Source organism: Pseudomonas sp. 1912-s, assembly GCF_029269205.1.
Lineage (GTDB): Bacteria > Pseudomonadota > Gammaproteobacteria > Pseudomonadales > Pseudomonadaceae > Aquipseudomonas.
Genome location: NZ_JARIXR010000001.1, coordinates 349692 through 375592, shown reverse-complemented (window position 1 = coordinate 375592; position 25901 = coordinate 349692). Strand labels below are relative to the sequence as shown.

General features: G+C 61.7%; 22 protein-coding genes. 6 read left to right on the top strand and 16 right to left on the bottom strand.

Annotated elements, in window-relative coordinates; translation table 11 throughout:
- Nucleotides 1–2: 2 nt before the first annotated feature.
- From P3C29_RS01690 to P3C29_RS01680, 3 genes are read right to left on the bottom strand one after another with little or no spacing between them, the layout of a single operon-like run.
- A complete protein-coding gene (locus P3C29_RS01690) occupies nt 3–695 on the bottom strand; it encodes a pirin family protein (protein WP_275963760.1) in 693 nt (230 codons plus the stop codon).
- Nucleotides 696–754: 59 nt separating this feature from the next.
- Nucleotides 755–1630 carry a pirin family protein gene (locus P3C29_RS01685; RefSeq protein ID WP_169387551.1) on the bottom strand — a complete coding sequence of 292 codons (876 nt, stop codon included), beginning with the start codon at nt 1628–1630 and terminating at the stop codon, nt 755–757.
- Between the two features lie 20 nt (nt 1631–1650).
- Nucleotides 1651–2091 (bottom strand): DoxX family protein, encoded by a 441-nt coding sequence (locus tag P3C29_RS01680; protein ID WP_169387550.1) that lies wholly within the window; start codon nt 2089–2091, stop codon nt 1651–1653.
- A gap of 162 nt (nt 2092–2253) precedes the next feature.
- On the opposite strand from P3C29_RS01680, the gene P3C29_RS01675 reads away from it, so the two are divergent.
- A complete protein-coding gene (locus P3C29_RS01675; RefSeq protein ID WP_275963759.1) occupies nt 2254–3171 on the top strand; it encodes a LysR family transcriptional regulator in 918 nt (305 codons plus the stop codon).
- A 6-nt stretch (nt 3172–3177) separates the two neighbouring features.
- Here P3C29_RS01675 and P3C29_RS01670 read toward each other — a convergent pair whose 3' ends face one another.
- From P3C29_RS01670 to P3C29_RS01660, 3 genes are read right to left on the bottom strand one after another with little or no spacing between them, the layout of a single operon-like run.
- Complete coding sequence (locus tag P3C29_RS01670) at nt 3178–4410, bottom strand: CaiB/BaiF CoA-transferase family protein (RefSeq protein WP_201122560.1); 1233 nt, start codon at nt 4408–4410, stop codon at nt 3178–3180.
- Between the two features lie 26 nt (nt 4411–4436).
- Nucleotides 4437–5966, bottom strand: a complete 1530-nt coding sequence (locus tag P3C29_RS01665) for a 3-hydroxyacyl-CoA dehydrogenase (RefSeq protein WP_275963758.1) — start codon at nt 5964–5966, stop codon at nt 4437–4439.
- Nucleotides 5967–5968: 2 nt separating this feature from the next.
- A complete protein-coding gene (locus P3C29_RS01660) occupies nt 5969–6754 on the bottom strand; it encodes an enoyl-CoA hydratase (RefSeq protein WP_010175990.1) in 786 nt (261 codons plus the stop codon).
- A gap of 263 nt (nt 6755–7017) precedes the next feature.
- On the opposite strand from P3C29_RS01660, the gene P3C29_RS01655 reads away from it, so the two are divergent.
- From P3C29_RS01655 to P3C29_RS01640, 4 genes are all read left to right on the top strand, one after another.
- On the top strand, nt 7018–7875 hold the full coding sequence (locus tag P3C29_RS01655; RefSeq protein ID WP_169387546.1) for an IclR family transcriptional regulator: 858 nt from the start codon (nt 7018–7020) through the stop codon (nt 7873–7875).
- A 69-nt stretch (nt 7876–7944) separates the two neighbouring features.
- Complete coding sequence (locus P3C29_RS01650; RefSeq protein WP_275963757.1) at nt 7945–9099, top strand: acyl-CoA dehydrogenase family protein; 1155 nt, start codon at nt 7945–7947, stop codon at nt 9097–9099.
- Between the two features lie 186 nt (nt 9100–9285).
- Nucleotides 9286–10560, top strand: a complete 1275-nt coding sequence (locus P3C29_RS01645; protein WP_010175996.1) for an MFS transporter — start codon at nt 9286–9288, stop codon at nt 10558–10560.
- A gap of 169 nt (nt 10561–10729) precedes the next feature.
- Complete coding sequence (locus tag P3C29_RS01640) at nt 10730–11656, top strand: GGDEF domain-containing protein (RefSeq protein WP_201122553.1); 927 nt, start codon at nt 10730–10732, stop codon at nt 11654–11656.
- Nucleotides 11657–11692: 36 nt separating this feature from the next.
- Here P3C29_RS01640 and P3C29_RS01635 read toward each other — a convergent pair whose 3' ends face one another.
- The 7 genes from P3C29_RS01635 to P3C29_RS01605 form a co-directional block, all read right to left on the bottom strand.
- Nucleotides 11693–12487: an iron-containing redox enzyme family protein gene (locus tag P3C29_RS01635; RefSeq protein ID WP_201122552.1), complete on the bottom strand. Its 795-nt coding sequence runs from the start codon at nt 12485–12487 to the stop codon at nt 11693–11695.
- A gap of 46 nt (nt 12488–12533) precedes the next feature.
- A complete protein-coding gene (locus P3C29_RS01630; protein WP_010176002.1) occupies nt 12534–14996 on the bottom strand; it encodes an EAL domain-containing protein in 2463 nt (820 codons plus the stop codon).
- A 75-nt stretch (nt 14997–15071) separates the two neighbouring features.
- The gene (locus P3C29_RS01625) at nt 15072–16892 is read right to left on the bottom strand and encodes an ABC transporter ATP-binding protein (RefSeq protein ID WP_275963756.1); all 1821 of its coding nucleotides are present in this window, start codon (nt 16890–16892) and stop codon (nt 15072–15074) included.
- Entirely contained in the window at nt 16885–17520 is a 636-nt protein-coding gene (locus P3C29_RS01620) for a DsbA family protein (protein WP_201122546.1), read from the bottom strand. Before P3C29_RS01620 ends, P3C29_RS01625 begins: the two co-directional genes overlap by 8 nt.
- 3 nt (nt 17521–17523) lie before the next feature.
- Nucleotides 17524–18468, bottom strand: coding sequence for a rhodanese-related sulfurtransferase (locus P3C29_RS01615; RefSeq protein ID WP_010176008.1), 945 nt, complete (start codon nt 18466–18468; stop codon nt 17524–17526).
- Between the two features lie 275 nt (nt 18469–18743).
- Nucleotides 18744–19037, bottom strand: coding sequence for a BolA family protein (locus P3C29_RS01610; protein WP_003216739.1), 294 nt, complete (start codon nt 19035–19037; stop codon nt 18744–18746).
- Nucleotides 19038–19043: 6 nt separating this feature from the next.
- Nucleotides 19044–19562, bottom strand: a complete 519-nt coding sequence (locus tag P3C29_RS01605) for a DUF2059 domain-containing protein (protein WP_003216742.1) — start codon at nt 19560–19562, stop codon at nt 19044–19046.
- A gap of 193 nt (nt 19563–19755) precedes the next feature.
- On the opposite strand from P3C29_RS01605, the gene P3C29_RS01600 reads away from it, so the two are divergent.
- On the top strand, nt 19756–21144 hold the full coding sequence (locus P3C29_RS01600; protein WP_010176012.1) for a class II fumarate hydratase: 1389 nt from the start codon (nt 19756–19758) through the stop codon (nt 21142–21144).
- On the opposite strand, the gene P3C29_RS01595 is transcribed toward P3C29_RS01600, so the two are convergent.
- From P3C29_RS01595 to pap, 3 genes are all read right to left on the bottom strand, one after another.
- Nucleotides 21138–22097, bottom strand: a complete 960-nt coding sequence (locus P3C29_RS01595) for a DMT family transporter (protein ID WP_275963755.1) — start codon at nt 22095–22097, stop codon at nt 21138–21140. The genes P3C29_RS01600 and P3C29_RS01595 overlap by 7 nt on opposite strands.
- 909 nt (nt 22098–23006) lie before the next feature.
- Nucleotides 23007–24191, bottom strand: a complete 1185-nt coding sequence (locus tag P3C29_RS01590; RefSeq protein ID WP_275963754.1) for a thiolase family protein — start codon at nt 24189–24191, stop codon at nt 23007–23009.
- Between the two features lie 102 nt (nt 24192–24293).
- Nucleotides 24294–25811: a polyphosphate:AMP phosphotransferase gene (gene pap / locus P3C29_RS01585; protein ID WP_010176026.1), complete on the bottom strand. Its 1518-nt coding sequence runs from the start codon at nt 25809–25811 to the stop codon at nt 24294–24296.
- Nucleotides 25812–25901 lie beyond the last annotated feature (90 nt).

Here is a 25901-nt window from a genome sequence, read left to right as displayed (position 1 = left end):
GCTCAAAACACCTCGACCAGTATCACTTCGGTATCGTCGATAGCCTCGACCGCCAGCACGCGCTCTTGGGTCATGGCCACACCATCCCCGCCTTCAACCGTCGCGCCATTGACTGTCACTGCACCGAGGGTCGGCACCAGATAGCCCTGGCCAGTCATCGAATAGTTCAAGCGCTGACCGGCCTTGAGTGTGGCGCCGAGCACCCGTGCATCGGCGCAGATCTGCAATGCGCCCTGATCGTCCGGCATCCCGCTGGCCAACACGGCCCATTGACCAGCCCGACCCGCCTTTGGAAACGGGCGCGACCCCCAACGGGGAACACCACCGTTTTCCCGTGGCCGCAACCAGATCTGAAACAGCCTTAACGGAACACCTTGCGCGTTGCGCTCTTCATGCCGAATTCCGGTGCCGGCACTCATCACCTGCACGTCACCCGCCTCGGTACGGCCTTGGCCGCCGGCACTGTCCCGATGACTCACCGTACCTTCCAGCACGTAGGAAACGATCTCCATGTTTTCGTGGCCATGCATCGGGAAGCCGCTGTCAGGCGCTATCAGGTCATCGTTCCAGACCACCAGAGCCCCCAGGGGGCGGTGAGCGGGATTGCCATCGGGCGTTACCTTGAAGTGATGACGGGCCTTGAGCCAGCCATAGTCGCCGCCGCCGAGATCGGCCTTGAGTCGGTGCTCTAGCATTTCAGTTCCTGTAGGTGCAGCCAGGTGCCGCGTAAATGGGCCGACATGGGTCGTTTGGGTTAGCGGAAAACGGGCACGGTGTCGGGCTGCTTTGCACGCCCCAGGTGCTCACGCAACCGGGCGCCGATTTCGGCAATTTTTGCCTCGCCCGCGTGCAAGGCCTGCGCGCTGGTGTGAACCGAGTAGTTTCCCAGCGCCAGGTCATAGGGGTGAGGCGCCGCTGAACCGATCACGAACACCGTATCGCGCTGCATCGCCGTCAGCGTCACAGCGCCACTGCCGGGTTCGAAGACGGCCATTTCTCCCGCCATGACTAGGCCGGGTGCAGCGAGCTGCCCGCGGCTGACACTCAGCCACAATGACTCGTGCCCATTGGGCGGCACATAGGTCCAGGACTCACCGTCTTGCAGCGTAACCAACAGGTAATTAATGCCCGCCGGCGCCCGAACCGGGCTTTGCACACCTTGGTACTCGCCAACAATCACCCGTGCCGGCCCCGCTTCCGGCATCACGCTTGACTCCAGGTATTGGCTATCGACGCGCGCGTTTTCCAACGCCGGTGGCAGTGCAACCCACAATTGAAAACCCTGGATGCGCTTAGACGTGCCAACCGACATCTCCTTTCCGTGCCACACGCCACCACCCGCCCGCATCCATTCAACACCGCCATAGTCGATCGTCCCGACACCCGATTCAGCATCCTCAAAATGCAGATTGCCTTCGGTAATCACGGTGACGGTGGCGATGCCCGAGTGAGGGTGCATGGGCATGCCGTGGATGAATGAACTCTCGCCTTCAAACAGATCCAGGAACACGAAAGGCTTGATCAGGTGCCCCAGGTCCGAAGGGCTCATCAGCCTCACAATCGGGCCATGCCCACTGCCGGTGGTGCGGTAAGTGATTGCCCGAGGGGCAACGGTTTCATGAACGGCCATGATGATTGCTCCAGGCGGTATCAGCGGCGACGAGCATCGAGGCTGAAACGACCGGCACCAAAGGCAACCACTTGCAGCAGGCCACCGGCCATGGCGATGTTCTTGAAGAAGTGGATGAACTGGTTTTGATCTCCCAGCGCATTATGGAAAGCCAGCGCCGTGGCCACGCTGAACAGTGCCAGTACCGCCGCAACGACACGGGCGCGATAACCCGCGATCAGCGCCAGGCCACCGCCCAGTTCAACGATGACCGCCACCACCAATGCCACTTGTGGAAACGGCAACCCGACGGAGCTGATGTAACCAACCATCATGGCGGGCGCTGCCAGTTTCGAAACGCCGGAGAGGATGAAGATGGCACTGAGCAGTACTCGGCCAATCAACGAGGCCGAGGCATGAGCCACATCAGATTGGCTGTGTTCGGCGTTGTCGGAATGAGCGATGTGTTGAGAAGTAGACATGGGATATTTCCTTCGATTGGAAACGGCTCGACATGAACCGCTCTCTTGAAGAAATGTTGCGCCTGACCAGCTAATCTGAATAGCTGGTTAATTTAGATCATTAGATTCGATTAAATAGACAAGCTACTCTGCATCAATCAACGCACGCCTGAGGCTACCCACATGCTTTCTGAGCCCGGAACACCGACACTGGACCAACTGCGCGTGTTCCTGACGGTGGTGGAAGTCGGCAGTTTTGCAGCGGCCGCCCGAAAACTTCACCGCGCCACCTCGGTCGTCAGCTACTCGATCGCCAACCTGGAAACACAACTGGGCGTGTCGCTGTTTGACCGCCATACCACCCGCAAACCCCAGCTCACCGAGGCAGGGCGCACCGTGCTGGCCGAAGCCCGGACCATCACCAACGGCATTCATGGCTTGCGCGCCAAGGTCAAAGGCCTGCTTCAGGGGCTCGAAGCCGAAGTCCATGTAGTGCTGGATGTGATGCTTCCCGCCGAGCGCGTGGTGGACGCCCTCAAATCCTTTCGGGAGGCGTTCCCCACGGTTTCACTGCACCTGCACATGGAGGCGCTCGGCGCCGTCGCTGAACTGGTGATCAACCGCGAAGCGATCATCGGCGTGAGCGGGCCGATGAATGAGGGCATCGACGGGATCGAACGGATGGGCATCGGCAGTGTCGAGCTGATCCCGGTGGCCGCGCCGAATCATCCACTGGCATCAGGCGACGCCAATGTACCGGGCGCCGGGCGCGAGCTGACGCAACTGGTCCTGTCCGATCGCTCACGCCTGACCAAGGACAAGGATTTCGCCGTGCTCAGCAACCGCACCTGGCGCCTGGCCGACCTGGGCGCCAAGCACATGCTGCTGCGTGAAGGGATCGGCTGGGGGAACATGCCGACCCCGATGGTGCAGGAGGACCTGGAGAGTGGCCGGCTGGTGAAATTGAACATCCCGGAATACGAAAGCGGCAAATACACGTTCGACGTTATCTACCGCACGGATGTGCCACCGGGGCCTGCGGCGAGGTGGTTGATCGAACGGTTTGTTCAACAACGTTCGGCGCAGGAGTCGCCTGTTTGAAACGGCTCAGTCGAGTTGCTCGATCACCCCACCCGCCTTGAGTTGCCCCAGCTGTTCTGCCGACAACCCCAGCCGCTCACCCAGCACTTCATCGGTGTGCTGTCCCAACATCGGCGCCGGCCTTACATACTCCACCGGCGTGCCCGACATCTTGATCGGGCTGCCGACCATCTCGAACTCCGGATTCTTGGGATGCGGGATTTTCACCATCAACCCACGGGCAATCACCTGCGGTTCTTCCAGGGATTGAGCGATGTTATTGATCGCGCCCACCGGCACTTTCGACGCGTGAATGCTCGCCACCCACTCGTCCGCCGTACGCCCCAGGAAGTGCGCCGACAACAGCTCGACAATCTCTGCCCGATGCGCGACCCGATCGGCATTGCGCCGAAAGCGCGGGTCTTGCGGCAGGTGTGGCAAACCAATGCTGTGGCACAGCGCAATAAACTGGCTGTCGTTGCCGCAGGCAATGATGAAGTCGCGGTCTGCGGCGCGGAACACCTGGTACGGCACGATGTTGGCGTGGGCGTTGCCGTAGCGCTGCGGTACCTTGCCCGAGGCCAGGTAGTTCATGCTCTGGTTGGCCAGGGTTGCCACTTGCACGTCCAGCAGGGCCATGTCGATGTGTTGGCCGACGCCGGTGCGTTCGCGGCTGAGCAGAGCGGCCTGGATCGCGACGGTTGAATACAGGCCGGTCATCAGGTCGGAGAACGCCACGCCGACTTTTTGCGGGCCGCCGCCGGGCAGGTCGTCGCGCTCGCCGGTGATGCTCATCAGGCCGCCGATGCCCTGGATGATGAAGTCATAGCCGGGCTCTTCGGCACGCGGGCCGGTCTGGCCGAAACCGGTGATGGAGCAGTACACCAGCCGAGGATTGATCTCGGCCAGGGTCGCGTAGTCCAGGCCATAGCGGGCCAGGGAACCGGCCTTGTAGTTTTCGATCAGTACGTCGGAGCTGGCCGCCAGCGCCCGCACCAGTTCCTGGCCTTCGCTGGTGGCGAGGTCGATGGCCACGGAGAGTTTGCCGCGGTTGGTGGACTGGTAATACGACGCCTGCCCGGACGATTCACCAGTGTCGGTCTTCATCCACGGCGGCCCCCAACCCCGGGTATCGTCACCACTTTGCGGCCGTTCGATCTTGATCACTTCCGCGCCCAGGTCAGCCAACACCTGGCCACACCAGGGCCCGGCCAATACCCGGCTTAAGTCCAGCACCCGCAAACCTGTCAATGCACCCATTATTCTTGTCCTGTGATGAATCGAAATCAGCCGACTGCCGGCTCTTCATGACGCAGGGAAATCCCCAGCACCGCACGCCGCCGCAGCCAGGGGCTGGGGCGATAACGTGGGTCGTGGGTGAGTTCGCTCATGCGCTGCAAAATCGTGAGGATGCGCCGTGGCCCAAGGGCATCGCCCCAGGCCAGTGGGCCTTGTGGGTAACCCAGGCCGAGCTGCACCGCCTGGTCGATATCGTCGACGCTGGCGATGCGTTGCTGGGCAATGTCGCAGGCCAGGTTGACCACCATCGCCAGGGTGCGCTGAGCGACGAAGCCGACGCTGTCGCTGATCACCGTCACGCCTACACCGTCATTGGCGAGCAGCGCGTGGGCGGCGTCGCGGCTGGCGCTGGACGTCAGCGGGGTTTGCATCAGGGTGCGATGGCGCGACAGGTCGGTCAGCAGGTCGATGCACAGGGTGCGCGCCGGGTCGGTGTGGAAGCGTTCGCTGGCCGAGGTGGCGTCGAGGCCGTAAGGCGCCAAAAGGCACAACGCTTCTGGCGATGGCTGCGCCGCGCTTTCCAGGTGCGCGCCCAACTCGATCACCAGGGCGCTGAGGCGCTCGTAGTCATCGGCGTTTTCGGTGGCGATCCACACCGGCGGGAATAGCTTGATGGCAGGCACCGGTTGCGGCTGCGGGCCGTCGACCACCTGGCCATTTTCATAGCGGTAGAAGCCCTGCCCGCTTTTGCGCCCGAAGCGTCCGCCCACCAGCATCTGGCGGGTCAGGGGCGACGGTTTGTAGCGCGGGTCTTGATAGAACTGGTTGTAGATCGACTCCATCACCGGGTGGGACACGTCGAGCCCGGTGAGGTCCAGCAGTTCCAGCGGGCCCATGCGAAACCCTGCGCCTTCACGCAGGATGCGGTCGATATCGCCGCGCTCGGCAACGCCTTCATCGAGCATCTTCAAGGCTTCGGTGCCGTACGCACGGCCGGCGTGGTTGACGATAAAACCCGGGGTGTCCTTGGCGCGCACACCGCGATGGCCGGTGCGGGCAACGAAGGCCAGCAGGTCATCGCCGACCTTCGGCGCGGTGGCCAGGCCGTCGATCACCTCGACGACGCGCATCAACGGCACCGGGTTGAAGAAGTGCAGCCCGGCCACCCGTTCAGGGTGTTGGCAGCCGGTGGCGATGGCCGTGACCGACAGCGATGAGGTGTTGGTAGCGAGGATGCAGGCCGCGCTGACCACACCTTCGAGTTGCTGCAACAGGCCGCGCTTGGCGTCGAGGTTTTCGACGATGGCTTCCACCACCAGGTCGCAATCGTGCAGCTCCCCGATGGTGGCGGCCACTTGCAGGTTTTCCAGCGTTGCGTCCACCGCCGCCTGGGTGATCTTGCCCTTGGCGGCCAGCTTGGAAAGCGTGGTGCCGAGGTTGTCCCGGGCAGTCTGCGCCGCACCGTCGCGGGCGTCGAACAAGCGCACCAACACATTGGCCTGGGCGGCAATCTGTACAATCCCGGCGCCCATCACGCCGGTGCCTACCAGGCCCATGATCTTGATTGAATCCGTCATCGTCATTCCCCCAGGTAGTTCGCGGTGCGTTTTTCGAAGAACGCCGCGGCGCCCTCCTTCTGGTCTGCCGAATCGAACAGCAGTTGAAAGGCCTTGCGCTCCAACACCAGCGCGCTTTCCAGCGGCAGGTCGGCACCGGCGAGCATCACTTCCTTGATCTGTTCCACCGCCAGCGGCGGCAAGGCGGCAATCTGCGCCGCCAGCTCCAGGGCGCGGGGGATGGTCTGGTCATCCGCCACCACCTCGCTGAGCATGCCCATGGCCAGCGCTTCCGGCGCCTTGACCATGCAGCCGGTCAACGCGATGCGCATGGCCTGGAACTTGCCCACGGCGCGCACCAGGCGCTGGGTGCCACCGGCGCCCGGCATCAGGCCCAGCTTGACCTCGGGCTGGGCGAACCGCGCCGATTCCCCGGCGACGATCAGGTCGCAATGCATGGCCAGCTCACACCCGCCGCCCAGGGCAAAACCATTCACTGCGGCGATCACCGGCTTCGGGCAGCGGCTGATGGCTTCCCACAGGTATTCGGTGTGCCGGCGATACATCTCGATCGGGCTGGCACTGGCGAACTCCTTGATGTCGGCACCGGCCACGAAGAACTGATCGCCGCCGGTGAGCACGATGGCGCGCACATCACGGCGCTTGGCCAGGGCACGAAAATGCTCGGCCAGCTCTTCGCGGACCTGGGCGTTCAAGGCGTTTTTCACTTCGGGACGGTGGATGCGTACCACGGCGACGCCATTGTCCTGGACGTCGAGGTGCACTACGGGTTGGTCGAGGCTGGCCACAGATTCTCCTGCTGCAATGTTCTTGTTAGTTCGGATATCGACAGTTTCGCTATGCGAAACAACATTCCGTATTTAGCGATAATCATAAGGACCGACCCATCGTGATGTAAACGTAAAAACCTGAGCACCCCGTAAATCGGGCTATAACTCGTTGTTTAGACAGATTTTATTAAACAAAAAGACAATCACCCGCGAAGTTGCTTAGTTTCGCTGTGCGGAATACAATTTTGTTTTGTTGATTTTCTAAAAAAAGGGGGACTAACATGCGCCGTCGAAACCTGGACCCGAACACACCCGAAACACCGGCCGGCAACCACGGGTTCGAGCACTTGCTGCTCGACCCGATGAACGCCGACGAGGAGGAAGACAAGGACCGCCAGTTCGTCACCGCCCTGGCCCGAGGCCTGGAACTGCTGCGCTGCTTCACCCCCAGCGAAAGCGTGCTGGGTAACCAGGAACTGGCGCGCAAGACCGGGCTGCCAAAGCCGACGATTACGCGGATGACCCACACGCTGACCCGCTTGGGCTATCTCAAGCACCTGCCGCAGTCGGGCCGGTATCAGCTGGATGTAGGGGTGATGGCGTTCGGTTACGCCATGCTGTCGAACCTGTCGGTGCGGGCCGTGGCCCATCCACTGATGGAGACGATGGCCAAGTACGCCCAGGCCGCAGTGGCGATGGCCACGCGGGACCGCCTGGACATGGTGTACCTGGACGTGGTCCAGGGTGAAGCCAACATGACCATGCGCCGCCAGGTCGGTACGCGGTTGCCGTTGCACTTGAGTTCCGCAGGCCGCGCCTGCCTGGCAGCGATGCCGGAAAACGAGCGGGAATTTATCCTCGACCACATCCGCCAGCGTCATCTGGAGGACTGGCCGGGCATCAGGAAGGGCCTGGAACGCGCCTTCCGGGATTACACCGATTTCGGCTACTGCATGTCGATCGGTGAGTGGCACCGCGATGTAAACGCCATCGCCGTACCGCTGCTGCATGCACAACATGGGCTGCTGACGTTCAACTGTGGCGGACCGAGTTTTCACCTCTCCCGGGAGAAACTCGAGGACGACATCGGGCCCCGTCTCAAGCACATGGTGAACAACATCGAGGCCGCCACCCGCTAGACAGATCGGTGCAGGGCCTCGGCAGATTGACGACAACAGGCCCGCTGAACGGGCCGCTGAGGAATGCACATGATCCGAGACGCCGAAACGCTTCACCTGTTGCTGGAAACCCTGCAGCAGTTCGTCAACGAAGCGCTGATCCCACGGGAAAACGAGCTGGCCGAGACCGATGACGTCCCGGCGGATATCGTCAGCCAGTTCCGCGAGCTGGGCCTGTTCGGCCTGACCCTGCCCGAAGCCTACGGCGGCCTCGGGCTGACCATGGAAGAAGAGGTCAACGTGGCCTTTGAGCTGGGGCGCACCTCGCCGGCATTCCGCTCCTACTTCGGCACCAACAACGGCATCGGCTCCATCGGCATCCTGCTGGACGGCACCGAGGCGCAGAAGCAGCACTACCTGCCGAAGCTGGCCAGCGGTGAACTGCTCAGCTCGTTCTGCCTGACCGAGCCGGACTCCGGCTCCGACGCCGCCTCGCTGAAAACCACCGCCGTTCGCGACGGTGATCACTACGTCATCAACGGCACCAAACGTTTTATCACCAATGCCCCCCACGCCGGGATCTACACGGTGATGGCCCGCACTAACCCGGACATCAAGGGCTCGGGCGGCATCAGTGCATTCATCGTCGAGCGTCATACGCCGGGCCTGTCCCTGGGCAAGCGCGACCACAAGATGGGCCAGAAAGGCGCCCACACCTGCGACGTGATTTTCGACAACGTGCGCGTGCCGGCCGACCAGTTGATCGGTGGCGTCGAAGGCGTGGGCTTCAAGACGGCAATGAAGGTGCTCGACAAGGGTCGCCTGCACATTGCCGCCGTGAGCGTCGGGGCCGCCGAGCGCATGCTCAACGATGCCTTGCTGTACGCCCTGGAACGCAAGCAGTTCGGCCAGCCGATTGCCGAGTTTCAACTGATCCAGGCGATGCTCGCCGACAGCAAGGCCGAAATCTACGCCGCCCGCTGCATGGTGGTGGACGCTGCGCGCAAGCGTGACGAAGGCCTGAACATCGGCACCGAAGCGTCCTGCTCGAAGATGTTCGCCACGGAGATGTGCGGCCGCGTGGCCGACCGTTGCGTGCAGATTCATGGCGGTGCCGGGTATGTGAGCGAGTACGCCATCGAGCGGTTTTATCGCGATGTGCGCTTGTTCCGGCTGTACGAAGGCACCACGCAGATCCAGCAATTGGTGATCGCCCGCAACATGATTCGCGAGGCCAAGCACTAACCCCGGGAACAACACCGAACCAATGTGGGAGCGGGCTTGCTCGCGAATGCGGTACATCAGCCACCGGATGCATTAACTGACACACCGTATTCGCGAGCAAGCCCGCTCCCACATTTTGATCGTGTTCCAACCGCATGACCGCAACACCCATAACTTGTGCCCTAACAACTACAACAAGGTATCGCTATGGAAGTCGCCGCTTCGGCGGGCGCGTTGTCGCCCGCGAAAAACAACCTGTGGATCATTGTTTTCATCTTCTGCTTCCTCGGCCTGCTGATCGATGGTGCAGATTTGATGCTGTTGTCCTACAGCCTCAGCAGCCTCAAGGCCGAGTTCGGCCTGACCAGCGTCGAAGCCGGCAGCCTGGGCAGTTTCACCCTGGCCGGCATGGCCATCGGCGGGATTTACGGCGGCTGGGCCTGTGACCGATTTGGCCGGGTGAAAACCGTGGTCTGGAGCATCGTGCTGTTTTCTGCCGGCACGGCGATCCTGGGCATGACCCACAGCTATTGGCAGTTCGCGAGCACGCGCTTCTTCGCCTCCCTGGGGCTGGGCGCGCTGTACGTCGCGTGCAACACGCTGATGGCCGAATACGTGCCGACCCGCTATCGCACCACCGTCCTCGGCACCCTGCAGGCCGGCTGGTCGGTGGGCTATATCGTCGCCACCCTGCTCGCCGGCTGGATCCTGCCCAACCACGGCTGGCGCTGGCTGTTCTACGTGGCGATCATCCCGGTGATCCTCGCCGTGCTCATGCAGCGCCTGGTGCCGGAGCCGCAAGCCTGGCTCAAGGCCCAGGCCGAACGCGCCCGGGAAAAGGCCGAAGGCATCAAGCGCGTCTCGGCGAAGAAGCCCGACGGCATGTTCAAGCTGATCTTCAGCGACCCGAAAGCCAGCCGCATGTTCATCCTCTGGGCGCTGACCGCAGGCTTCCTGCAGTTCGGCTACTACGGGGTCAATAACTGGATGCCGTCCTACCTGGAAGGCGAATTGGGGATGAACTTCAAGTCGATGACCAGCTACATGGTCGGCACCTACGCGGCGATGATTTTCGGCAAGGTGCTCGCCGGGCTCGCGGCAGACCGCCTCGGCCGGCGCCTGGTGTTCGCCGTCGGCGCGTTGGGCACGGCGATTTTCCTGCCGGTGATCGTGCTGTTCCAGAGCCCGGACAACATCCTGTGGATGCTGATTGTGTTCGGCTTCCTGTACGGCATTCCCTACGGTGTGAACGCGACCTACATGACCGAAAGCTTCGAAGCGAAATTTCGCGGTTCGGCGGTGGGCGGGGCCTACAACATTGGCCGGATTGGCGCGGCAGTGGCGCCGGCGGCCATTGGCTTCCTGGCGTCCCATGGCTCGATCGGCGTGGGGTTCCTGGTCATGGGCGGTGCGTACTTCATCTGCGGGGTGATTCCGGCGCTGTTTATCCGCGACAAGCAGTTTGACCCGCAAAAACAATAAGCCCGATGCCGGGGCCCGCAGCAACGCGGCCCCGGCTATAAGACGTGCGGCAGTTATACCCTCAAGCAAACCGGGCTAGACTGTACGTCAGTCCTACGGAACTGAAGGAACAGTAAGACGCTCTCACCCAGCCTGTAAGACAGTTTTGTGCTTAGAGGCTCATTCGCTTATGAAAACACCGACCCAGACCAACGCAATTGACTTCGACAGTGCCAAATTGCAACGCCTGGGCTTTGGTCAGCCTTCCTTACTCCCGCGACGCCCCGCCACTGTTGCCCAACTTCGCCACCAATTGGGCATGCAGTTGCAAACCAGCCTGGAGCCGGAGCACATCCTTGCGTTGTTCTTCCGCGAAATCCAACGCCTGGTACCGCTGGACGCCCTGCAATACCGTCACGAAGCCAGCGACCTGCGCCTGGAATATGGCCATCGCGGTCACCATTCGGTGAGCTATGCCCTCAGCCACGACGGCGAGCACCTCGGTGAACTGGTGTTTCGGCGCAACCAGCGCTTCGTCGATGACGAGCTGGCCAACCTGGAATCATTGCTGGCCACCCTGCTCTACCCGATGCGCAACGCCCTGCTCTACCGCGCGGCAACCCGCAGCGCCCTGCGCGACCCGCTGACCGAAACCGGCAACCGCATCGCCATGGACCAGACCCTGCAACGGGAAATCGACATGGCCCGCCGGCACCTGCAGCCGCTGTCCCTGTTGATGCTGGACATCGACCACTTCAAGCACATCAACGACACCCACGGTCACGCCACGGGCGACAAGGTGCTGAAAGCGGTCGCCGCCTCGATCAAGAACCAGCTGCGCAATGTGGACATGGTGTTTCGGTTTGGCGGGGAAGAGTTTTTGATCCTGCTGTCCAACACCGGCCGGGATGCGGCGTCGATGGTCGGTGAGCGCCTGCGCCAGGCGGCACAGGCCCAGGATTACTGGGCGGATGAGGAACGTATCGAATTGACGGTGAGCCTGGGTTGCTCGACCTTGCTGGCGGGAGAGTCCGCCGAGAGCCTGTTGCGCCGGGCGGACAATGCCTTGTATGTGGCCAAGCGTGAAGGCCGCAATCGCCTGGCAATGGCGGGGTAACCGCTTTACTTCACAGCGGCCCCGCCATCCCGCTGTTTATGCCTCGCTGGCAACCAGTTCCGGTTGTTTGCGGGTGCTGGTCGCCGACTTTTCCAACTGCATGCAGCGTTCCAGGAACAGGTACATGTAGTCGTAGCTCTTGCACACCGCCTGGCGCAGCTCAACCTGCAGTTCCTTGGTCGGGTTCATGCCGGCCAGGGTGCAGATGATTTCCAGCGCTTCCCACGGGTGGGCGTCATCGTACTGGGCATGCATCTTCAGCCACTTCATGGCGCGCTTGCGGTCTTCCTCAGGGAATGCCGCGGCATACACGCCGGTCGAACACACCACGGCGGACCACTCCCCAGTGGCCCCCTCGATGGCGTAGTTGGTGGCGGCAATCGCAACAATCAGCGAATCGGCCGAGCTGGTGTGCCAGCACCAATGGCTCAGTGCGTGCAGCTCCGGCGGCACTTCCTGTGCCTGCAACTCTTCGAGGCTGACGCCATGGGCCCGGGCCCAATGCACCCAATAGTCGGCATGGTTGAGTTCCACGCGAATATTGCGCATCAGCCAGCGGCGCGCCATGTCCTCCCCAGGATGGCGGGCAAATTTGGTCTTGGTGAGGTTCTGTGCCATGTACAACGCAAACTGTTCCACCACTGGCCAACCACCAATCAGGTAGTGGCGCATAGTCTTGGCGCTGAGCTTGTTATCGCGCATGCGCTGGTACAGTTCGTGTTCGACAACGCGGCGCTTGCTCTCGCTACAGGCCTGGATCAGTTGCTGCGCCCAGGCGGGGTAACTTGAGGCTTCCATAAGCGGGCCGGTTCTGTTGAATGTGTCGATCACTGTCGGGCTCCTTTTGATTTGTGATATGTACAGACCAGCAAATGTTTCATCGGAACGTGCCAGGCGCCTTGAATAACAGAGGCTGCGGTCGCACAGGTCGACACTGCAAACTATCAAAGGTAAACAACTGCGGACGCTCGATCAGGTATCCCTGAGCGTAGTCGACCCCGATCTCAAGCAACGCTTGTTCGATCTGGGGTGTCTCGACAAATTCGGCAATTGTGCGCTTACCCATGACATGGCCGATGTGATTGATCACTTCGACCATAGCGCGGTTAATCGGGTCGTCCAGCATATCCTTTACGAAACTTCCATCGATCTTCAAGAAGTCTACAGGTAAATGTTTAAGATAGGCGAACGAGGACATCCCGGCGCAGAAGTCATCCAGGGAGAAATAGCACCCTAACTCTTTGAGCTCGTTAATAAAACGAATTGCACTGCCCAAATTCGCGATAGCGCTGGTTTCTGTAATTTCAAAACAAATCATTTCTGGCGGGATGCCATAGGCGCTGAATTGCTCACGCAAAAACCCGAGAAAGTCTTCATCGCCGATGGTAATGCCTGACAAATTGATCGCACACATGGCCATGGGCCGGCCCGGGCGCTCACGCATGCAGCCCGCGATGATCTTGAACACGTTCTCCACCACCCAGCGGTCCAGGGAGGTCATCAACCCGTAACGTTCGGCCGCCGGAATAAAGCTGTTCGGCAGGATGATCCGCCCCGCCTCGTCATGCAGGCGCAGCAGGATTTCGATGTGCCCGTCGCCATGTTCGGTGTGCCCCAGGGGCGCGATTTCCTGTGCGTACAGGCAAAAACGGTTCTCTTCCAGGGCCATGTGCAGGCGCTGCACCCAGGCCATCTCGCCAAAGCGCAGGGACAATTCCGAGTCATCGGCGTGATACACCTGCACGCGGTTGCGGCCCTTTTCCTTGGCCATGTAGCACGCCATGTCGGCGGCACGCAGGGACGTTTCCAAAGTGGTCGGGGCTTGGGTGATGTGCACCAGGCCGATACTCACGGTGGTGACAAACGGCCGGCCCTTCCACACAAAGTGCAGGCTCTGCACAGTATGGCGCAGGCTTTCGGCGATCTTTTCCGCCACCGGCGCCGGGCAGTTCTCCAGCAGGATGCCGAACTCGTCGCCGCCCAACCGGGCCAGGGTGTCGCCTTCCCGCAGGTCGGACTGCAACAGTGCGCAGATATGCCGCAACAGCTCATCCCCGGCGGCGTGCCCGCAGGTGTCGTTGACCAGTTTGAACTGGTCCAGATCAAGGAACATCAAGGCGTGGCGCCCGGATTGCTGGCGCCCGACGTTATGCAGCACCTGCTCCAGGCGGAACTCGAACTCGCGCCGGTTGGCAAGGCCCGTCAAGGCATCGTGGGTCGCCTGCCAGGACAGATTGGCGATGTACTGGCGTTCCTGGGTCATGTCGTGCAGCACCAGCACTGCGCCGACGACTTTGCCGGCACTGCGGATCGGCGCGCCCACCAGGGTGACCGACACGGTGGTGCCGTCCAGGCGCTGGATCAGCTTTGAATGCTCGCTGCCGCCGCCGAGCTGGCCGCCCAGAATACGTTCGATCAGGGTAAAGCCGTCGGCCTGGGCATTCTCGTCCAGCAGGTTGAACAGCGCCGCCAGCGGCAACCCCTGGGCCTGGGCGGCTTTCCAGTGGGTCAGCGCTTCGGCGGCCGGGTTCATATAGGCGATGGCGCCATCGACGTCGGTGGTGATCACCCCATCGCCAATCGACTCCAGGGTGATCTGCGCCCGCTCCTTCTCCAACTGCAATGCGTCGGCAAACGCATGCCGCTGAGCCAGCAGTTTGTGGGTGCGCAGCAACGCCAACATGATCAGGCCCAGCGCCGTGGCCAGGTTGGTCACCAGCAGCAGGCGCAGGATCATCCGCGAGCCCTCGCCCAAGGCATCACTGAAGGCTTTGGCCGCCGGCGTCACGCCGTCGTTGATCGCAAAAATCCGCTCCTTCCAGCCCTGTACGTCGGCGCTGCTGACCTGATTGGCCAGGATCGCGCGGTGCATCTCCTGGGCCAGGTCGTCCAGTTGCACCAGGTAGCCATCGCCCACGGTCCACAGCTCGATGGCTTTTTCCAGGTAACTGAAATGGCGAAAGTTGAGGTACAGCCAGATCAGGCTGGAAACGTCGTCACGGTGGTTGCCGCCCTTCAGAATGCCCAGGCGCGCGGCGGTCAGGTCCGGGGTCGGGCGATCGAGGGCCACCCGCAGTTCGTGCCCGCCCTGGGGCACGGCAATCGCGTTCTGGTATTTGAGGAAGGTGGCTTCGTTGCGGTTGTCGGCGTACAGCGTCAGGTAGAAGATCGCGTCTTTCTGGCCCTTGGACCACAGGCTTTCGCCCGCCACATAGCCGCGCACCGCCGAGAGCACGTAGAGACTGACGCAGCCTAACAATGCCTGGAACAGTACGACGGCAATAAAAGGCCAGACGATGCCCAATAACCGAGGGGTTCCGAGAGTCTGCTTTTGCTTCATGAGGTCCCTTGCACATGCACAACTAAAATACGCACGCGAGTGAAAACCGCTCCTGATAGCTCAGCGTAGGCTAAATCACCGCACTTGTTGCAAGTGTCCGTAAAGTTTGGCGTACAGGCCACCGTCGGCAATCAACTGCTGATGGTCGCCATCTTCGGCAATATGCCCGCCATCAAACACCAACACCCGATCCGCCTGTTTCACCGCCGACAGCCTGTGGGCGATGATCAAGGTGGTACGGCCGCTGAGAAACCGTGCCAGCGCCTGATGCAGGTTGTATTCAGTCGCCGCATCGAGCGCCGAGGTCGCTTCGTCGAGTATTACCACTTTCGGCTCCGCCAGCACCATCCGTGCAATGGCCAGGCGCTGACGTTGCCCACCGGAGAAGCGCACACCGGAGCGCCCGACCACGCTGTCCAGGCCCAGTGGCAGTGCCATGACGGTCGCGTCCAGCTGGGCAATCTCCAGCGCCTGCCAGCAGGCCTGGTCGCTGCGTTCGCGGCCCATGGTCAGGTTGGCGCGCACCGTGTCGTTGAACAGTGCCGGGTGTTGCAGCACCACGGAGACATTCTCGCGAATCGTCTCCAGGCCGATTTCCTGCTGGGTCAGCCCGCCAAAACGAATGCTGCCGGCCTGCGGCGTATACAACCCCAGCAACAGCTGCACCAGGGTACTTTTGCCGCCACCACTGGCGCCGACGATCGCGACCTTTTCACCCGGGGCAATGTTCAGGTTCAACTGGTCGAGCACCAGCTCTTCGCCATAACCGAAGTTCAGGCCGCGCACCTCGATGCCCACGGTCTCACGCCCGGTAAACGGGTCGGCACCGCCGGCGTACTGCGGCTCGTCGGCGCGGGCCAGCAGTTCGTTGATCCGCGTCAGCGCCCCGCCCGCCGCGTAGTAGGCATATTGCAGGTTCAGCAGTTGTTCCACCGGGCTGATCATGAACCACAGGTAACTGAACACCGCGAGCATCTGGCCGATGGACAGGTCGGAAAACAATACCGTCAGCATCGCTGCCGCACGGAAGATGTCGATACCGAACTGGAACAGCAAGCCACTGGCACGGCTGGAGGCGTCGCTTTTCCACTGGGAATTGACCGCAAAGTCCCGCACTTCCTGGGCGCGCTGGCCCAGGCGCCCGAGGAAAAAGCCCTGGCGGTTGCCGGCGCGCACTTCCTGGATCGCATCAAGGGTTTCGGTGAGGGCCTGGGTAAACCGCGACGTGCTGTCGTTTTCCAGCTTCTTCAGGTGCTTGACCCGCTTGCCCAACTGCACGGTGGCGTAGATCACCAGCGGGTTGAACAGCAGGATCAACAGCGCCAGCTTCCAGTGCATCCACATCAGGATGCCGGAGGTGCCCACCAGTGTCAGCATCGCCACCAGGAAACGGCTGAGGGTCTCGCCGACGAATTTGTCCACCGTGTCCAGGTCGGTCACCAGGTGCGTGGTCACCGTGCCGCTGCCCAGGCTTTCATATTCGCTGAGGGAAATGCGCTTGAGCCGCTCGATCAGCCGCACACGAATGCGATACACGATGTCCTTGGCCAGCCGCGCAAACAACCGCGCCTGCAACACGTTGAACACCAGCGCGCCGCAACGCAGGAGCAAGGTCACCAGCAGCATCAGGCCGATATAACCGGCGGCCTTCTGCCAACCCAGGGGCAGCGCGTGGTTCATGACTTTCAGCGCCGCGTCGCCGTGGCCCAGCAGCACTTCGTCCACCAGCAACGGCAACAGCAACGGAATCGGCACGCTGCACAGGGTCGCCAACACGGCAACGCCGTTGGCGATCCACAGGGATTTCTTGTGACGCAGGGCCAGGCGGCGGACTTCCGCCCAGGTCAACCGGTCGACGCGCTTCGGCTGTTCGATGGGATCAGGCTGATCATGCACAGGCAGCTCGCTCCAGCCAGCGACTCAACAGCGGCGCCAACTCGGACAGCGGCTGATAGCCGTTGGTAAGGAGCGCCAGTTGCCCGTTGCGCTCAGCCAGCAAGGTCGGGAAACCGGCGATGCCCAAATCCTGGACCCAGGTGAAATCCGCCGCGGTGGCCGCATGCTGGTCGGCCCGGTCGAAGGCTTCGGCGAATTCGATACGCGGCACACCGGCCGTCTCGGCCAGCTCCACCAGCACGTCGGCGCGGGTCACGTCGCGACCCTCGACGTAGAACGCCTGCTGGATCAGACCCAGCAGTTTCCACGCGCAATCCGGTGCCAGGCTGCGGGCGGTGACCACGGCGCGGCAAGCCGGCTCGGTGTCGTACACAAAACCGTCTGGCAACGCGCCTTCAACCTTGAACGGCTGGCCGGTGGCGTCGGTCACCGCCTGCCAATGCTCCAGAATGTAGCGCCGAGTGGTCGGCTCCAGCGCCGCGCCGCTGCCGGTGCGCAAGCCGCCCACCACCAGGTGCAGCTCCACGCCTGCGGCCTGGGCCTGCTCAACCAGCGCCTTGGCCACCGGGGCGAAACCCCAGCACCAGGAACACATCGGATCCATTACATAGAGCAGGCGCGCGGACATGGCTCAGGCCTCGGAGGATGGGGATTGCTTGTAGTTGTAGCCAATCGGGTGCGGCATATTGCGGGCCTTGGCCAGTTCAATCTGCTTCTGCCGGTCGATCGCACTGCGACGGGTCTTCTCGGAAAGCTTATCCCAGCAATGCGGGCAACTGATGCCAGCCACGTAGTGTTCGGATGCACGGTCTTCGACGCTGACCGGTGTGCGGCAGGCATGACATTGATCGTAGTCGCCTTCGCTCAAGTCGTGGCGCACGGTCACGCGATTGTCGAACACAAAGCAGTCGCCCTGCCACTTGGTTTCTTCCTGCGGCACCTCTTCGAGGTACTTCAGGATGCCGCCCTTGAGGTGATACACCTCGTCGAAACCCTCGCTGAGCATATAGCTCGAGGCTTTCTCGCAACGAATGCCGCCGGTGCAGAACATGGCGACTTTCTTGTGTTTGGCCGGGTCGAAATTGGCTTTGATGTAGTCGGGAAATTCGCGGAAGCTGGTGGTCTTCGGGTCGATCGCGCCTTCAAAGGTGCCGATGGACACTTCGTAGTCGTTGCGGGTATCGATCAGCAGCACTTCAGGGTCGCTGATCAGCGCATTCCAGTCCTGCGGGTTCACGTAGGTGCCGACTTTCTTGTTGGGGTCGACGCCTTCGACGCCCAGGGTCACGATCTCTTTCTTGAGCTTGACCTTGGTGCGGTAGAACGGCTGCTCGTCGCAGTACGACTCTTTGTGGTCGATGTCGTCCATGCGCGGGTCGTTCTTGAGCCAGGCCATCAGGCCATCAATGCCTTCGCGGCTGCCGGAAACGGTGCCGTTGATGCCTTCTTCGGCGATCAGCAAGGTGCCTTTGATGCCGTTGTCGACCATCGCCTGCAGCAGTGGCTCGCGCAGGGCGACGTAATCTTCGAGGGTGACGAACTTATACAGTGCCGCCACGACAATCGGTTGGGTCATGGATGTTCTCTCCAGGTGGCTACCCTCGTAAGGGGTGAACCGGATGCAAAAAAAACGCGCCGACTGAGCGGCGCGTTGCGGATTCTAACAAAAATGGCGACGATTATGGACCGCCTCTTTACTGTGGCGAGGGAGCTTGCTCCCGCTGGGCTGCAAAGCGGCCCCAACAAGGCAGTTGCAACCTTTCAGTAAGATCACGGTGAGTGGCAGAAGGGCTGCTACGCAGCCCAGCGGGAGCAAGCTCCCTCGCCACATCAAGCCAATGTGCCACAGTGTCAGTGACCGCCGGCGCAGGTCGGCGAGGCCGGGGCTGCGTCGATTTTCGCCCATTCTTCAGGCGTGTAGGTATGCAGCGCCAACGCATGGAATTCGCTCATCAGGTCACCCAGGGTGGCGTAGACCTTCTGGTGGCGCTTGACGCGATTGAGCCCCTCGAACTGCTGGCTCACCAGCACCGCCTTGAAGTGGGTCTGCAACCCACGGCTGTGCATATGGCTTTCATCCAGCACGCTCAAGTGTTCCGGGCTCAGGGCGACGAGTGCCGATTCGATACGCTGTTGCATGGTCATTCCTGTTTACTTCTTCTTGGCCGGGGCCGGGGCTTTTGGCGTCAGCTCGTTGGTCATGTCTTCCAGCAGCTTGTTCACCACCGGTACCGCGCTTTCCAGCTTGGCCTGGGTCATCTGGGCCGATTGCTGAGTCAGTTGCGGCATTTTTTCCAGGACTTTCTTGCCCAGCGGCGACTGGTAGAACGCAACCAGGTCCTTGAGCTCGGATTCGCTGAAGTTGTCGGTGTAGAGCTTGATCATGTCCGGCTTGAGCTTGTTCCAGCCGATGGCCTGGTCCAGGGCGGTGTTGGCCTTGGCCTGGTAGGTGTCCAGGACGGTTTGCTTGGAAGCCGGCGCCTTGGTCTGCTCGAAACGCTGGGCGAACATTTGCTGCACTTGCATGTACACCGGGGTACCCAGCTTGTCGGCATGGGCCAGGGTAAGGAAGGCTTCGGCACTGGCGTTGTGGCTGGCGGTATCGGCAAAAACCTGGCCGCTGGCACATACCAGAGCAACCGCGGTACAGATGGCACGAAGACGAGTCATCGAGTTTCCTTTTCTAGCAGGCGAGGTAAGACCCCAAGGGCGCCCATTCTGCGCCTAAAAAACGCCGCGGCTCAACCCCACGCCTTATGGGCCTTGGTTTTGCGGGGCTTAATCCGATGAAAAGTCTTTTAAGGGAACCCCCAGGGACGATCAAGGCCTAAACTGCGCAAACGAACCTGAAGGAGTGTGCCCGATGAGCCGTATCGAAACCGACAGCCTGGGAGAAGTGCAAGTCCCGGATGACGCTTACTGGGGCGCCCAGACCCAACGCTCGCTGGTGAACTTCGCCATCGGCGACCAACGCATGCCCCTCGCCGTGTTGCACGCCCTGGCCCTGATCAAGAAGGCCGCGGCCCGGGTCAACGACCGCAATGGCGACCTCCCCGCCGACATCGCCCGGCTGATCGAACAGGCCGCCGACGAGGTGCTCGACGGAAAGCACGACGACCAGTTCCCCCTTGTTGTGTGGCAGACCGGCAGCGGCACCCAGAGCAACATGAACGCCAACGAAGTGATCGCCGGCCGTGCCAACGAACTGTCGGGCAAGGCCCGTGGCGGCAAGAGCCCGGTGCATCCCAACGATCATGTGAACCGCTCACAAAGCTCCAACGACTGCTTCCCCACGGCCATGAGCATCGCCGCCGTGCAGGCCGTCACCGAGAAGCTGCTGCCGGCCATCCGTGAATTGTCCGGCGGCCTGGCGGAACTGTCGGCGCGGCACATGAAGCTGGTGAAAACCGGCCGCACCCACATGATGGACGCCACGCCGATCACTTTCGGCCAGGAAGTGTCGGCTTTTATAGCGCAACTGGATTACGCCGAACGCGCGATCCGCAGCGCCCTGCCCGCTGTGTGTGAACTGGCCCAGGGCGGTACTGCGGTGGGCACCGGGCTCAATTCGCCCCACGGTTTTGGCGAAGCGATCGCCTCCGAGTTGGCAGCGCTGTCCGGCCTGCCATTTGTCACTGCGCCGAACAAATTTGCCGCGCTGTCGGGCCATGAGCCCTTGACCACCTTGCACGGCGCCCTGAAAACCCTCGCCGTGGCCCTGATGAAAATCGCCAACGACCTGCGCCTGCTGGGCTCCGGGCCGCGGGCCGGGCTGGCAGAGGTCAAGCTGCCGGCAAATGAACCGGGCAGTTCGATCATGCCGGGCAAGGTCAACCCGACCCAGTGCGAAGCGCTGTCGATGCTGGCCTGCCAAGTGCTGGGCAACGACGTGACCATCGGCTTCGCGGCGAGCCAGGGGCATTTGCAGTTGAACGTGTACAAACCGGTGATCATCCACAACCTGCTGGAGTCGATCCGACTGCTGGCCGATGGTTGCAGCAACTTCCAGGAGCATTGCATCGCCGGACTGGAGCCGGACGCCGAGCAAATGGCTGCGCACCTTGAGCGCGGTCTGATGCTGGTGACCGCGCTGAACCCGCACATCGGCTACGACAAGTCGGCCGAGATTGCCAAGAAGGCCTATGCCGAGGGGCTGACCCTACGGGAAGCGGCGCTCAAACTGGGTTACCTCACGGATGAAGAGTTCGACCAGTGGGTGCGCCCGGAAAACATGCTGGAAGCCGGTCATTGAGACGCTAACCGTGCACGCCGGGCCCTGAGCCCGGCGAACAACGACGGCGCCAGCGCCACCGTCGCAGACCCCAACACCACCAACACGGCCCCGCCGTAGCCGAGGGCATTGATGTCTTCGGCGTGCACATAGTCGGGCCACATCCACGCAGCCACGGCGACTGCGACGAAGGTCACCAACGGCGTCATCGCCAGGGTGGCGCTGACCCGCGAGGCTTCCCAGTGGGCCAGGGCTTCAGCGAATGCGCCGTAGGCAACCAGGGTGTTGAAGCAGCAGGCCACCAACAGCCAGCCTTGTACCGGGCTCAGTTGCAGCGCTTCCATCGGGTGCGCCCAGGGTGTCAGCAAGAGCGCGCAGGACAGGTAGATCACCATCATCACCTGCACCGAATTCCACACGGTCAGCAACTGCTTTTGGCCCAGGGCGTAGAAGGTCCAGACGGTGGTGGCCAGCAGGATGGTGAGCACCCCGGCGGTGTAGGCGCCCAGGGAGGTCAGCAGTTCGGTCAGGCGCTGGTTGAAGAACAGGCCGAAGCCGGTGATCAATATGAGCAGGCCCACGCCCTGGCCCAGGCTGAAGCGTTCCTTGAACACGAAGACGCTGGCGATCATCAGGAAGATCGGGCCCACCTGCACCACCAGTTGCGCGGTGCCGGGGCTCAGCAGCTTCAGGCCGACCAGGTAGAGCACGTAGTTGCCCATCAGGCCGCACACGGCGATTGCCACCAGCCAGCCGCCTTTGGGCCCGAGGGCGCGCCAATCGGGCAAACGCCGGACGGCGGTGAGGTAGACGAACAGGCAACTACCGGAGACCACCAGGCGAAACCAGGTGACGGTGACCGGGTCCATCACCTGCAATACCTGTTTGAGTTTGATCGGCAGAATGCCCCAGAGCAGCGCGGTCAGCAGGGCCAGGGATAAACCGTAGACCCAGCGGCCCGATGAGATGTGCATGAGTGCCCCGAATGCCAGAGGTGGAGGAGCTGCATTCTAGGGGGATGCCGGGGGTGGGTGTATATCCGTTTCTTCGGTTATGGCTTCTATTGGTTCCGCTCTTACAGCGGGTCACTTTTGAAAAGAGCCCAAAAGTAACCAAAAGGCTCTTGCCCCACCACTCGGCACCTCGCCTAGGCTCGGTGTGCCCTCACTCCGGCATTACTACGCGGGCCGCCGCGACGGGGCGTCCCTGCCCCGTCGCGGCTAAACCGGCGTCCTGCCGGTTTACCCGCTCCGTACTACCTGCGTTCGGCCAGCGTGGTTTAACGGGGCGCCTAAGATCAAGATCAAAAGCAGATCAACAGCACAGCGGCCTACAGGCCGGCTTGAGTGGTGTGAAGCAAAGGCAAAATCAAAATCTAAAGCGAGCACGGTCAAATGTGGGAGCTGGCTTGCCTGCGATGGCATCGCCTCAGTGCATCTGAAAAACCGAGGTGTCTGCATCGCAGGCAAGCCAGCTCCCACAGAAAAGCAGAGCTGCATCAGTTTCAGATTTGGCTTTGGCTTTGGCTTTGGCTTTGGCTTTGGCTTTTGATCTGGCTTCTACCACTCAAGCCGGCCTGTAGGCCGCTGTGCTCTTGCTTTTGATCTTGATCTGGCTCTGACTGCCCCATTCAGCCCGAGGCCGAACGCAGGTGGTGCGGAGCGGGTAAACCGGCAGGACGCCGGTTTAGCCGCGCTGGGCCAAGGATGGCCCATCGCGGCGGCCCGCGGAGCATCGCCGGAGTGAGGGAACGCCGAGCCACAGCGAGGCGCCGACAGGCGGGGCAGAGCCTTTTGCTTACTTTGGGGCTTTTCCAAAGTGAGTCGCTGTAAGAGCGAAACCCTAAGCCGCCGTTATCTAAATAACGGATATACCCCCAAAAACTACCGCACCGCTTCAAACAACCCAGTAGCCCCCATCCCGCCCCCAACGCACATCGTGACAATCCCGTAACGCAAATTCCGCCGCTGCAACTCACGCACCAAATGCCCCACCTGCCGCGAGCCCGTCATCCCAAACGGGTGCCCGATGGAAATCGACCCGCCATTAACGTTGTACCTGGCATTATCAATTTCCAGCCGATTACGCGCATACAGGCACTGCGAAGCAAACGCCTCATTCAATTCCCACAAATCAATATCCGCCACCGCCAGCCCCCGGGCCTTGAGCAACTTGGGCACCGAAAACACCGGCCCGATACCCATCTCATCCGGCTCACACCCGGCCACCGTAAACCCGCGGAAAAACGCCTTCGGCTTCAACCCCAATTCCAGCGCCTTTTCCAAACTCATCACTAACGTCATCGAAGCCCCGTCAGACAACTGCGACGAATTCCCCGCCGTCACCGACCCATCCTCGGCAAACACCGGCTTCAACCCCGCAAGACTGGCCAAGGTCGTATCCGGACGATTGCAGTCATCCCGATCCACTACCCCGTCCAGCACCTGCACCGCACCGGTGTTCTTGTCCTCAACCTTGTACTTCACCGCCATCGGCACGATTTCATCATCAAACAACCCGTCAGCCTGGGCCTGGGCCGTACGCTGCTGGCTTTGCAGCGCATACAGATCCTGTTCCTCACGACTGACGTGATAGCGCCGCGCAACGATTTCCGCCGTCTGCCCCATGGGGAAGTAGATGCCCGGCACCTGCTCCTTGAGCAACGGGTTGATCAGGTTGTCGGTGTTCACACTCTTCATGGTCAGGCTGATCGACTCAACCCCGCCGGCGACGATGATGTCGCTGCAACCGGACGCAATCTGGTTGGCCGCAATGGCGATCGCCTGCAAGCCCGAGGAACAGAAGCGGTTGAGGGTCATGCCCGCCGTGCCGGTGCCCAGCTGGGACAGCACCGCCACGTTGCGCCCGATGTTGTAACCCTGGGCACCTTCGTTGGAACCGGCGCCGACGATGCAATCCTCAACGCTGACCGGGTCGATGCCGTTGCGGGTCAGCAGCGCATTGACGCAATGGGCCGCCATGTCATCGGGACGGGTCTGGTTGAATTTGCCGCGAAAGGACTTGGCCAGGCCGGTTCGCACGCTGTCGACGATCACTACTTCACGCATGGGCCACCTCGATTGTTGTGGGTGTTGAGAGATGGATCGAGCATAGATCCAGCCCTCGTCAACCGCGACAATCATTCATCCCGCGTATGCAAAAGCATGGCGCTACTTCTTCTTGTCCTTCTTGTCATGCTTGTCGGTCTTGTCGAACGCTTCTTCCAGCGCCCGGTTGATGGTGCGCAACACCTTCACCCGTGCCCAACGCTTGTCATTGGCCTCCACCAGCGTCCACGGCGCAATCTCGGTGCTGGTGCGGTCCACCATGTCACCCACCGCCGCCCGGTAGTCGTCCCACTTTTCGCGGTTACGCCAATCGTCCTCGGTGATCTTGAAGCGCTTGAACGGGATTTCCTCCCGCGCCTGGAACCGCTCCAACTGCGTCTGCTTGTCGATCGCCAGCCAGAACTTGACCACGATCACCCCGGCGTCGCGCAGTTGCTCTTCAAAGTCGTTGATTTCGCCGTAGGCGCGCATCCAGTCGGTCGGCGTGCAGAAGCCCTCGATGCGTTCCACCAGCACCCGGCCGTACCACGAGCGGTCGAACACGGTGAACATGCCGCGCGACGGGATTTTCTGCCAGAACCGCCACAGATAAGGCTGGGCACGCTCGTCTTCGCTCGGCGCGGCAATCGGTACGATGTGGTACTGCCGGGGGTCCAGGGCCGCCGCCACCCGGCGGATCGCCCCGCCCTTGCCGGCGGCGTCGTTGCCTTCAAATACCGTCACCAGGGCGTGCTTGCGCATGCGCTTGTCGCGCATCAGCCCGGAAAACCGCGCCTGCTCGGTGATCAGTTGCTCTTCGTAATCGGCCTTTTCAAGGCTCAGGCTCATGTCCAGGCTGTTCAGCAGGCTCATCTGGTCAACCGCCGACGGCAGCGGTGCGGGGTTCATGCCGCTGGTTTTAGCCTTGGACAGTTTCAAGGCGTTTTGCAGGCCTTCGAGCAGGATCTTGCCCACGGTCAGCCCACGGTAATGCGCATCCACACCCTCAATCACAAACCACGGCGCATAGTCACGGCTGGTGCGGCGCAGGATCCGCTCACCAAAATGCACAAACTTGTCGTAGGTCTTCGATTGCTGCCAATCCAGCGGGCTGATGCGCCAGCTGTGCAGCGGGTCGTCCTGCAAGGCCTTGAGCCTGGATTTCATCTGCTTTTTGGAGAGATGGAACCAGAACTTGAAGATCAGCGCGCCTTCGTCGCAGAGCATCTTCTCCAGACGTTCGGCCCCGGCGATGGCCTGGTCCAGCCGCGCATCCTTGATCTCGCCATGCACGCGCCCCTGCAGCATCTGGCTGTACCAGTTGCCAAAAAAGATGCCCATGCGGCCTTTTGCCGGCAGCTGGCGCCAGTAACGCCAGGCCGGCGGGCGGGCCAGTTCTTCGTCGGTCTGCTGGTCGAAGGTGCGCACCTCGATCAGGCGCGGGTCCATCCATTCATTCAACAGTTTGACGGTTTCGCCCTTGCCGGCGCCTTCGATGCCATTGATCAGGATGATCACCGGGAAGCGCTTTTGCTGCTGCAGCTCGTACTGCACTTCCAGCAAGGCTTCACGCAGGGCCGGCACTTCGGCGTCGTAGGTTTCTTTGTCGATGGCGTGACCGATTTCGGCAGATTCGAACATGGGCGGCTCCGTTCCAGAATGAGGCAAGACTAGCGGATTGGACGGCGCTACGCCGGAGGAAATTCCACACCCGGTTGTCATGGATCAATG

What these genes read in the sequence shown, in the direction of transcription:
- P3C29_RS01685 (WP_169387551.1), bottom strand. Translation starts at nt 1,630, where the DNA reads ATGGCCGTTCATGAAACCGTTGCCCCTCGGGCAATCACTTACCGCACC.
- P3C29_RS01640 (WP_201122553.1), top strand. Translation starts at nt 10,730, where the DNA reads ATGAAAACACCGACCCAGACCAACGCAATTGACTTCGACAGTGCCAAA.
- P3C29_RS01590 (WP_275963754.1), bottom strand. Translation starts at nt 24,191, where the DNA reads ATGCGTGAAGTAGTGATCGTCGACAGCGTGCGAACCGGCCTGGCCAAG.
- P3C29_RS01630 (WP_010176002.1), bottom strand. Translation starts at nt 14,996, where the DNA reads ATGAAGCAAAAGCAGACTCTCGGAACCCCTCGGTTATTGGGCATCGTC.
- P3C29_RS01605 (WP_003216742.1), bottom strand. Translation starts at nt 19,562, where the DNA reads ATGACTCGTCTTCGTGCCATCTGTACCGCGGTTGCTCTGGTATGTGCC.
- P3C29_RS01600 (WP_010176012.1), top strand. Translation starts at nt 19,756, where the DNA reads ATGAGCCGTATCGAAACCGACAGCCTGGGAGAAGTGCAAGTCCCGGAT.
- P3C29_RS01675 (WP_275963759.1), top strand. Translation starts at nt 2,254, where the DNA reads ATGCTTTCTGAGCCCGGAACACCGACACTGGACCAACTGCGCGTGTTC.
- P3C29_RS01610 (WP_003216739.1), bottom strand. Translation starts at nt 19,037, where the DNA reads ATGACCATGCAACAGCGTATCGAATCGGCACTCGTCGCCCTGAGCCCG.
- pap (WP_010176026.1), bottom strand. Translation starts at nt 25,811, where the DNA reads ATGTTCGAATCTGCCGAAATCGGTCACGCCATCGACAAAGAAACCTAC.
- P3C29_RS01665 (WP_275963758.1), bottom strand. Translation starts at nt 5,966, where the DNA reads ATGACGGATTCAATCAAGATCATGGGCCTGGTAGGCACCGGCGTGATG.
- P3C29_RS01655 (WP_169387546.1), top strand. Translation starts at nt 7,018, where the DNA reads ATGCGCCGTCGAAACCTGGACCCGAACACACCCGAAACACCGGCCGGC.
- P3C29_RS01680 (WP_169387550.1), bottom strand. Translation starts at nt 2,091, where the DNA reads ATGTCTACTTCTCAACACATCGCTCATTCCGACAACGCCGAACACAGC.
- P3C29_RS01650 (WP_275963757.1), top strand. Translation starts at nt 7,945, where the DNA reads ATGATCCGAGACGCCGAAACGCTTCACCTGTTGCTGGAAACCCTGCAG.
- P3C29_RS01620 (WP_201122546.1), bottom strand. Translation starts at nt 17,520, where the DNA reads ATGTCCGCGCGCCTGCTCTATGTAATGGATCCGATGTGTTCCTGGTGC.
- P3C29_RS01670 (WP_201122560.1), bottom strand. Translation starts at nt 4,410, where the DNA reads ATGGGTGCATTGACAGGTTTGCGGGTGCTGGACTTAAGCCGGGTATTG.
- P3C29_RS01645 (WP_010175996.1), top strand. Translation starts at nt 9,286, where the DNA reads ATGGAAGTCGCCGCTTCGGCGGGCGCGTTGTCGCCCGCGAAAAACAAC.
- P3C29_RS01690 (WP_275963760.1), bottom strand. Translation starts at nt 695, where the DNA reads ATGCTAGAGCACCGACTCAAGGCCGATCTCGGCGGCGGCGACTATGGC.
- P3C29_RS01615 (WP_010176008.1), bottom strand. Translation starts at nt 18,468, where the DNA reads ATGACCCAACCGATTGTCGTGGCGGCACTGTATAAGTTCGTCACCCTC.
- P3C29_RS01595 (WP_275963755.1), bottom strand. Translation starts at nt 22,097, where the DNA reads ATGCACATCTCATCGGGCCGCTGGGTCTACGGTTTATCCCTGGCCCTG.